Here is a 7644-nt window from a genome sequence, read left to right on the forward strand (position 1 = left end):
AGGTGCGGGCAGCGAGATTCATCGGCGTGGCCATGGTGGCGACGCTGGCGGCGGCGACCGGCTGCAGCGGTGGGGACGGCGGTGGGGGCAAGGAGGCGACGGCCGCCACGTCGCCGGCCACCGCCGCGTCCGGGCTCGGCGCCTTCTACGGCCAGAAGCTGTCCTGGAAGAGCTGCGGCGGCGGGTTCGAGTGCGCCACCGCCCAGGTCCCGCTCGACTACGCCAAGCCGTCCGGCGAGAAGGTCGGGATCTCGATGATCCGGCTTCCCGCCCAGGACAAGTCCGCGCGTATCGGTTCGCTGTTCACCAACCCGGGCGGCCCGGGCGGCTCCGGCGTCGACTTCGTCCGCCAGGCCGCCCAGAGCTTCGGGGCCGACCTGCGTAAGCGCTTCGACATCGTCGGCTTCGACCCCCGGGGTGTGGGCGCCAGCGATCCGGTCCGCTGCAACACCGGACCCCAGCTCGACAAGTTCTTCGCCGCCGACACCTCGCCGGACGACCAGCAGGAGGTCAACGCCTTCGCGGCGCTGAGCAAGGAGTTCGCGAGCAACTGCAAGGCCAAGGCGTCCGCAGAGCTCCCTTATGTGGGCACCAAGGACGCCGCCCACGACATGGACATCCTTCGCGCCGCCGTAGGCGACTCCAAGTTCACCTACTACGGCGCGTCCTACGGCACCTACCTCGGCGCCATCTACGCGGAGGAGTTCCCGAAGAACGTCCGTGCCCTCGTGCTGGACGGCGCCGTGGACCCGAAGGAGTCCGCGATCGGCACCCTGGTGGAGCAGTCCAAGGGGTTCGAGACGGCCTTCCGTGCCTTCGCGAAGGATTGCGTGAAGTCGGCCGGCTGCCCTCTGGGGACCTCCACGAGCGTGGCCGAGAAGAACCTCGCCTCCTTCATGGCCAAGACCGACAAGACCCCGCTGGCCAACACGCGCGACTCGCGGAAGGTCACCGAGTCCCTCGCCGTCATGGGCATCGCCACCGCCCTGTACCTCAAGGACTACTGGCCCCTCCTGCGCCAGGCCCTCACGCAGGCCATGCAGAAGGGTGACGGGACCCTCCTTCTGGCGCTCGCCGACCAGATGGTCGAGCGCAAGCCCAACGGCACCTACAGCAACCAGACGGACGCCAACATGGCCGTCAACTGCATCGACAAGCCCAACCCGCCGAACCTCGCCGCCTACGGCAAGGCCGCCGACCAGGCCAAGAAGGAAGCCCCCAATTTCGGCTCCTTCGTCGTCTGGGGCGGGCTGCCCTGCATCTACTGGCCTGTCCAGCCCAAGCAGCAGCCCCAGGCCGTGCACGCCAAGGGCGCCAAGCCCATCGTCGTCATCGGCACCCTCCGCGACCCCGCCACCCCGTACAAGTGGGCGCAGAGCCTGGCCAAGCAGCTCGACTCCGGCGTCCTGCTCTCCCTGGACGGCGACGGCCACACCGCCTACCTGCAGGGCAACGCCTGCATCACCCAGGCCACCGACAAGTACCTGCTCACCACGGAACCGCCGAAGGACGGGACCCTCTGCCACTGACCGAGCCGTGCCGCCGATTAACCGGTGCACATCCACCCCTGCGGACCCGGTAGACTGCATCCAGCCGTGTTCCGCACGGTGCGCCGCCTTAGCTCAGTCGGCAGAGCGATTCACTCGTAATGAATAGGTCATCGGTTCGATTCCGATAGGCGGCTCCACCTCGAAGACCCCTTGCGATCACCGCAAGGGGTCTTCGGCTAACAGTGGCGTCTGCTTCGCGGTCGCCGACGGCCGCCCCGCCGTCCGGCCTCGCAACCGTCCTGTTTCCCCGCGCGCCCGGTATCGTCCCATCCGTGGACGATGCGGGGATCGAGGCCTTTAAAGCCGACCAATCGAGCACCTTCAGCCGGGTGACTCTGCGTCACCTCGCCGGCCGCGATCAAGACGAGTTCCTCGCCTTGGTGAACGCCAGCACGGACCTGCATCGCCCATGGGTGTCTCTGCCGTCCACGCCAGAGCAGTACCAGGCTTACCTCACACGGTACGCGCAGCCCGACGAAGAGTCGGTATTGGTCTGCGTGCGCGGCAGTGGAGCCATCGCCGGTGTGGTCAACATCAACAGCATCATTCGGGGACGGTTCCAGTCCGGGTCCATCGCCTATGCCGCCTTTGCTCCTACCGCCGGCCAGGGCTACATGACCGAAGGACTCACGCTGGTGGTGCGCTACGCCTTCGAGCAGTTGCAGGTTCACCGGCTCGAAGCGCAGATCCAGCCCGATAACCACGCCTCCCTCAAGCTGGTTCGGAAGGTCGGCTTTCGCTATGAGGGCTGCTGTCCCGAGTTGCTGTACATCGATGGCGCTTGGCGGGACCACGAAAGATGGGCGATCACCAACACCATGATCGACATCAGGCCGACGCCTCCACACGCAACGTTGCCAGAACGCTAGGTGACCGCTCGTTGCGGACGAGCGTCCGGGTGTCTGAACGGTGAAGAGGCAACGAGAGTGTCGTGTTCGTGGCGTAGGCGGACGGTCATGTGGGCGAGGAAGTACAGGCCGGCGATGAGGTAGCAGTTGGCTACCGGTGTCAGGAGATGGAGGCCGTATTCACGCGGGTCTCCGTTGTGGGGCGTCCACCACAAGGGGGAAAGGGCGAAGATGGCGCAGCCCGCCAATGCGGTCTTCGTGTGCTCGTCGCGGAGGAGGACGGCCAGGACCGGGACGATCCACACCCAGTGGTGCGCCCAGGAAATGGGGGAGACGAGCAGGCCGGTCACGCCCGTGACCGCGGTGGCGCTCAGCCAGTCGCCGCGCCTTGCCCAAAGTGCGGCGATCGCCAGGCCGGAAGCGCCGATGACCAGCGGGATGGCGGTATACCAGTTGCCTATCTCGGCTGTGCCATGGAGCATGCGGGCCAACGCGCCATAAGGGGACTGGTTGCTGATGTACGTGACGCCGACGCGTGACGTGTCGAAGAAGGTGTGCAGCCAGTAAACGCGGGACGCGTCCGGTGCGATCGCGTAGGCGAGCAAGGTGCAGACGGCGAAAGTGGCAAGGGAAGTGACGGCGTCCTTGGTCCTTCTCGTGAGCAGTAGCAGGACGATGAAGATGCCCGGTGTCAGCTTGATCGCGGTGGCGATTCCTATGCCGATCCCGGCCGGACGGCCGAGGGCCGCCCGGTGCATGTCGGCGAGGACGAGGGCCAGGAGGAAGAGGTTGACCTGGCCGAGGAAGAAGGAGTGCCAGACGGGCTCCAGAAGCAGGCCGGCGGCCACGACCGCGACGAGCGGCGGGCGGCGGCCGGCTAGTTTCACTGTCAGGGAGCAGACCCAGACGAACGCCGCGAACGCAGCCGCTTGCCACAGTATCCGGGCGAAGGTGAGCGGCAATGCGGCGAGAGGTCTGAACAGTGTCGCCATGAAGGGGGTGTTGGTGAACCAGAGGCCTGCGATTCGCTCCTGGTAAAGGCGGGAGCCGTCCGTGACGACGTGTCCTCCCAGCCAATAGATGCGGAAATCGAGCGAGTCGTACATCGCCGAGAGGAGCGCGACTCCCAGGATCTCGAAGGCCAAAAGGAACGACGCCCAGCGTTTCATGGAGACAACGGTGCCGACGGCGTTGCGGCCGGGCATCGGGCCGTCGGACACATTTATCGCCGCTGTTCACAGCCTGGAGGATTACGCCTGCGGGCCAATGTGCGGGCGGGCGGCCGAAGGTTACGATCGGCGCATGTCAGCCCTGCCGCGGCGTCGAGCGCGCCCAGCCGCCGGGACGGTCCTGGCCTGGTGCGGGGCAGTCCTCTATCCCGGTGTCCTGTACATAACGGTCTCCCCTTCGAGGTTCCCCGGCCAGGCGGCCATGCTTCTGTCGGCCGGTCTCACGGCGCTGGTCATGGCGTTGCTGAGGCGGCGTCCGCTGGTGGCCCACGGGATCTTGCTCCTCGCCTGGATCGTCGCCCTCATGCAGACGCGGAGCGGGGCGATCGGCGGGTTGGAGATACTGCTCACCGATCTCGCGGTCGGTTACATCGCGGTGGCACGCGAGCGGAGGCTCTCGGTCTCCGTCGCCGTCGTCACCGGCGTGCTGCAGGTCCTGTCCGTTCTCGTGTGGCTGTCCGCGGACGCGATGTTCCACGTCACCGTCCTCCTGGCGATGGCCGTGACGTGGATGACGGGGGACTCCATCCGCGCGCGGCGGGCGCACGCGGAGATGCTCCGCGAGCAGGCCACGGCGCAGGCCGTCGCGGCCGAGCGGCTCCGGATCGCGCGGGAACTGCACGACATGGTCGCGCACAGCATCGGCATCATCGCGATCCAGGCCGGCGTGGGCGGACGGGTGATCGACACGCAGCCGGTGGAGGCACGCAACGCCCTCGACGCGATCGAGGCGACCAGCCGCGACACCCTGTCCGGGTTGCGCAGGATGCTCACCGCCCTTCGCAAGGACGACACGGGCGCCGCACCGCTCGGTCCTGCCCCTGGCCTGGCCGATCTCGACCGCCTGGCCGCGGCGACGAGGGACGCGGGCGTCGAGGTCGAGGTCCGGAAGGTGGGAGAGCCGCGGCCGCTCCCGCCGGACGTGGATCTGTCGGCCTACCGGATCGTCCAGGAGGCCGTCACGAACGTCGTCCGCCACGCGGGCACCGAGCGCTGCCGGGTGACGGTCGACTACCGCGGCGAGGAACTGGCCGTCGAGATCGCCGACGACGGCCGCGGCGGCGTGGTCGGGACCGGGTACGGCATCGTCGGGATGCGGGAGCGGGTCGCGCTGCTGCGCGGCGAGTTCACCGCGGGGCCGTGCCCGGGAGGCGGGTTCCGGGTGGCGGCGCGCATCCCCCTACCGGCGGCGGTGGCATGACGATCCGCATCGTGCTCGCGGATGATCAGCCGTTGATCCGTGCCGGCCTGCGCGTCCTCATGGCCGACACCCCCGACATGGAGATCGTCGGTGAGGCCGGGACGGGCGCCGAGGCGGTCGCGCTGGTGGAGGAGACGCGCCCCGACGTCGTCGTGATGGACATCCGGATGCCCGACATGGACGGCATCGAGGCGACCCGGCGGATCGAGACGGCGCACGTCCTGATGCTGACCACGTTCGACGATGACGAGTACGTCTACGGCTCGCTCAGGGCGGGCGCCAGCGGGTTCCTCGTCAAGGACATGGCGCTGGAGGAGATCCTCGCGGCGATCCGCGTCGTCGCGAACGGGGAGGCCCTGATCGCGCCGAGCGTCACCAAGAAGCTGATCGAGGAGTTCGCGGCGCGTCCGGAACCGGCGCCCAGGGCGGCGCGGCCCGTCGACGGCGTCACCGAGCGCGAACGCGAGGTCCTCACCCTGGTCGGGCGTGGCCTGTCCAACCAGGAGATCGCGGCGGAGCTGGTCATCAGCGTGGCGACGGCCAAGGCGCACGTCGCGCGGCTGCTCGCCAAGCTCGGTGCGCGCGACCGCGTCCAGCTCGTCATCATCGCCTACGAACTGGGTCTGGTCAGGCCGCCTGCGTGAGGCGGCCGGGGCCTTCGGCCTCCGCTCGCCGGACGGGTCAGGAGACGGGCGCGGGCAGGTGCCTGGCGAGGACCTCGATGTGGGTCTTGTGCGCCTCGGCGTGCCGCTCGCGGCCGGCCTCGGTCACGGCGACGAACACGCCGCGGCGATCGGACTCGCACATCACTCGCTCGACCAGGCCGTGCTTCTCCAGCCGGGCGACCGTCCGTGACAGCGCGCTCTGGCTGAGGTACATCGCCGCGGCGATCTCCTGCATGCGGCGCTTCTCACAGTCGACCTCGACGAGCCTGTCGAGCGTCTCGAACTCGCTCATGCTCAGGCCGTGCGCCTCCTGCAGAGTGCGGTCGAGATCGCAGGCGACCGTGTTGTAGCAGGTCGCCAGCTCGCGCCACCGGCCCACCAGGGCCGCCTCCGACTCCATGCCGCGCATCTTAGCATGCGTGCGCATCAGATGCACACGCATTAAGTTCGCTCGAAATTTATGCTTGGACATTGAATGCATGTGCATGTACTGTCCTCCGACGTGACTATCACCGACACCTCACCCGCCTCTGCCGTCCGCGGGCCGGCCGCCGCGAGCGCGCCGGCCGAACAGGCCTGGACCCCCCGGCTGTGGGGAGTCCTCGCGGTGCTGTGCGCCGTGCTCTTCCTCGACGGACTCGACGTCTCCATGGTCGGCGTCGCGCTCCCGTCGATCGGAACCGAGCTCGGCCTGTCCACCACGTCGCTGCAATGGATCGTGAACGGCTACGTCCTCGGCTACGGCAGCCTGCTGCTGCTCGGCGGGCGCACCGCCGACCTCCTCGGCCGCCGCCGGGTCTTCCTCACCGCGCTGGCCGTGTTCGCCGTCGCGTCGCTGGTGGGCGGCCTGGTCAGCGACGGGACGCTGCTCATCGTCACCCGCTTCGTCAAGGGCCTGGCCGCCGCGTTCACCGCGCCGACCGCCCTGTCCATCCTGACCACCACCTTCCATGAGGGCCGCGCCCGCAACAGGGCGCTGTCGGTCTTCTCGGTCTTCGGCGCGAGCGGCTACTCCTCCGGGCTGATCCTGGGCGGCCTGCTCACCAGCTTCGGCTGGCGCTGGACGTTCCTGACCCCCGTCCCGCTCGCCCTGGTCGCGCTCGTCGCGGGCATCGCCCTGATCCCGCGCGACAAGCCCGCGGCCGACGGCGGCCACGACCTCGTCGGCGCCGTCACGCTGACCGGCGGCATGCTCCTCGCCGTCTACACCGTCGTCTCGGCGCCGGACCGCGGCTGGCTCGACCCGGTCACGCTCGGCTCCGTGGCGCTCGCCGCCGCCCTGCTGATCGGCTTCGTCGTCACCGAGAACAAGGTGCGGCACCCGCTGATCCGGCTCGGCATCCTGCGGATCGGCAGCATCGTCCGCGCCAACCTCAGCATCGTCGCGCTGTTCGGCTCCTACCTGAGCTTCCAGTTCATGATGACCCTGTACCTGCAGGACGTCCTGCACTGGTCGCCGCTCAAGATGGCGATGGCGCTGCTGCCCGCCGGGCTCATCGTGGCCTTCGGCTCCCCGTTCGTCGGCCGACTGATCGACCGCTACGGGACGCCGCGGCTGATCACCAGCTCCATGACCTCGCTGAGCCTCGGGTACGTGTGGTTCCTGGCCACCGCCGGGAACACCCCGCATTACGCCTTCACCATCCTGCCGACGATGCTCCTGCTGGGCGGCGGCTTCGCGTTCGGCTTCAGCTCGATCATGGCCCAGGCGACCGACGGCATCGACGACTCCGAGCAGGGCCTGGCCTCCGGCCTGGTCCAGACGTCCGGCCAGGTCGGCGCGGCCCTGGTCCTCGCCGTGGTGACCGCCCTCGTCGCGGGCGGCACCAGCGGTGGAGGCGGCGACTTCGCCGAGTTCCACCCGGGCGTCAACCTGGTCAGCGGCGTCGCAGTGGTCGGCCTGGTGCTGAACCTGATCCCGCTGCTCCGCCTCACCCGCGCAAAGCGCGCCTGACCCCCTTCCGCCTGCCGGACCACCGGGGCGGCTTCCCAAACGGGAAGCCGCCCTTCGGCCGTCCACTGCGTCGGCCGTCCACTGCGTCGGCCGTCCACTGCGTCGGCCGTCCACTGCGTCGGCCGTCCACTGCGTCGGCCGTCCACTGCGTCGGCCGTCCACTGCGTCGGCCGTCCACTGCGTCGGCCGTCCACTGC

7 protein-coding genes and 1 tRNA gene are annotated in these 7644 nt (G+C 69.0%); 6 read left to right on the forward strand and 2 right to left on the reverse strand.

Going from position 1 to position 7644, the window contains the following annotated elements:
• The first annotated feature begins 2 nt into the window (after window positions 1-2).
• The 3 genes from J4709_RS02210 (at window position 3) to J4709_RS02220 (ending at window position 2419) form a co-directional block, all read left to right on the forward strand.
• Window positions 3-1529, forward strand: a complete 1527-nt coding sequence (locus J4709_RS02210) for an alpha/beta hydrolase (protein WP_307800874.1) — start codon at window positions 3-5, stop codon at window positions 1527-1529.
• A gap of 82 nt (window positions 1530-1611) precedes the next feature.
• Window positions 1612-1687 (forward strand) — tRNA-Thr (locus tag J4709_RS02215).
• Window positions 1688-1822: 135 nt separating this feature from the next.
• Window positions 1823-2419, forward strand: a complete 597-nt coding sequence (locus J4709_RS02220; RefSeq protein WP_307800875.1) for a GNAT family N-acetyltransferase — start codon at window positions 1823-1825, stop codon at window positions 2417-2419.
• Here J4709_RS02220 and J4709_RS02225 read toward each other — a convergent pair.
• On the reverse strand, window positions 2416-3618 hold the full coding sequence (locus tag J4709_RS02225; RefSeq protein ID WP_208236255.1) for a glycosyltransferase 87 family protein: 1203 nt from the start codon (window positions 3616-3618) through the stop codon (window positions 2416-2418). The two genes, J4709_RS02220 and J4709_RS02225, sit on opposite strands and share 4 nt — an antisense overlap.
• 244 nt (window positions 3619-3862) lie before the next feature.
• Here J4709_RS02225 and J4709_RS02230 point away from each other — a divergent pair, with 244 nt between their 5' ends.
• Together J4709_RS02230 and J4709_RS02235 are read left to right on the forward strand one after the other, a co-directional pair.
• Window positions 3863-4828, forward strand: a complete 966-nt coding sequence (locus tag J4709_RS02230) for a sensor histidine kinase (RefSeq protein WP_232382784.1) — start codon at window positions 3863-3865, stop codon at window positions 4826-4828.
• Complete coding sequence (locus J4709_RS02235) at window positions 4825-5472, forward strand: response regulator (RefSeq protein WP_208236259.1); 648 nt, start codon at window positions 4825-4827, stop codon at window positions 5470-5472. Before J4709_RS02230 ends, J4709_RS02235 begins: the two co-directional genes overlap by 4 nt.
• 37 nt (window positions 5473-5509) lie before the next feature.
• Here J4709_RS02235 and J4709_RS02240 read toward each other — a convergent pair whose 3' ends face one another.
• Window positions 5510-5893 (reverse strand): MarR family winged helix-turn-helix transcriptional regulator, encoded by a 384-nt coding sequence (locus J4709_RS02240; RefSeq protein WP_307800876.1) that lies wholly within the window; start codon window positions 5891-5893, stop codon window positions 5510-5512.
• Between the two features lie 102 nt (window positions 5894-5995).
• Here J4709_RS02240 and J4709_RS02245 point away from each other — a divergent pair, with 102 nt between their 5' ends.
• On the forward strand, window positions 5996-7447 hold the full coding sequence (locus tag J4709_RS02245) for an MFS transporter (RefSeq protein WP_208236261.1): 1452 nt from the start codon (window positions 5996-5998) through the stop codon (window positions 7445-7447).
• Window positions 7448-7644 lie beyond the last annotated feature (197 nt).

The organism is Actinomadura violacea, from assembly GCF_017573465.1.
Taxonomy (GTDB): Bacteria; Actinomycetota; Actinomycetes; order Streptosporangiales; family Streptosporangiaceae; genus Spirillospora; species Spirillospora violacea.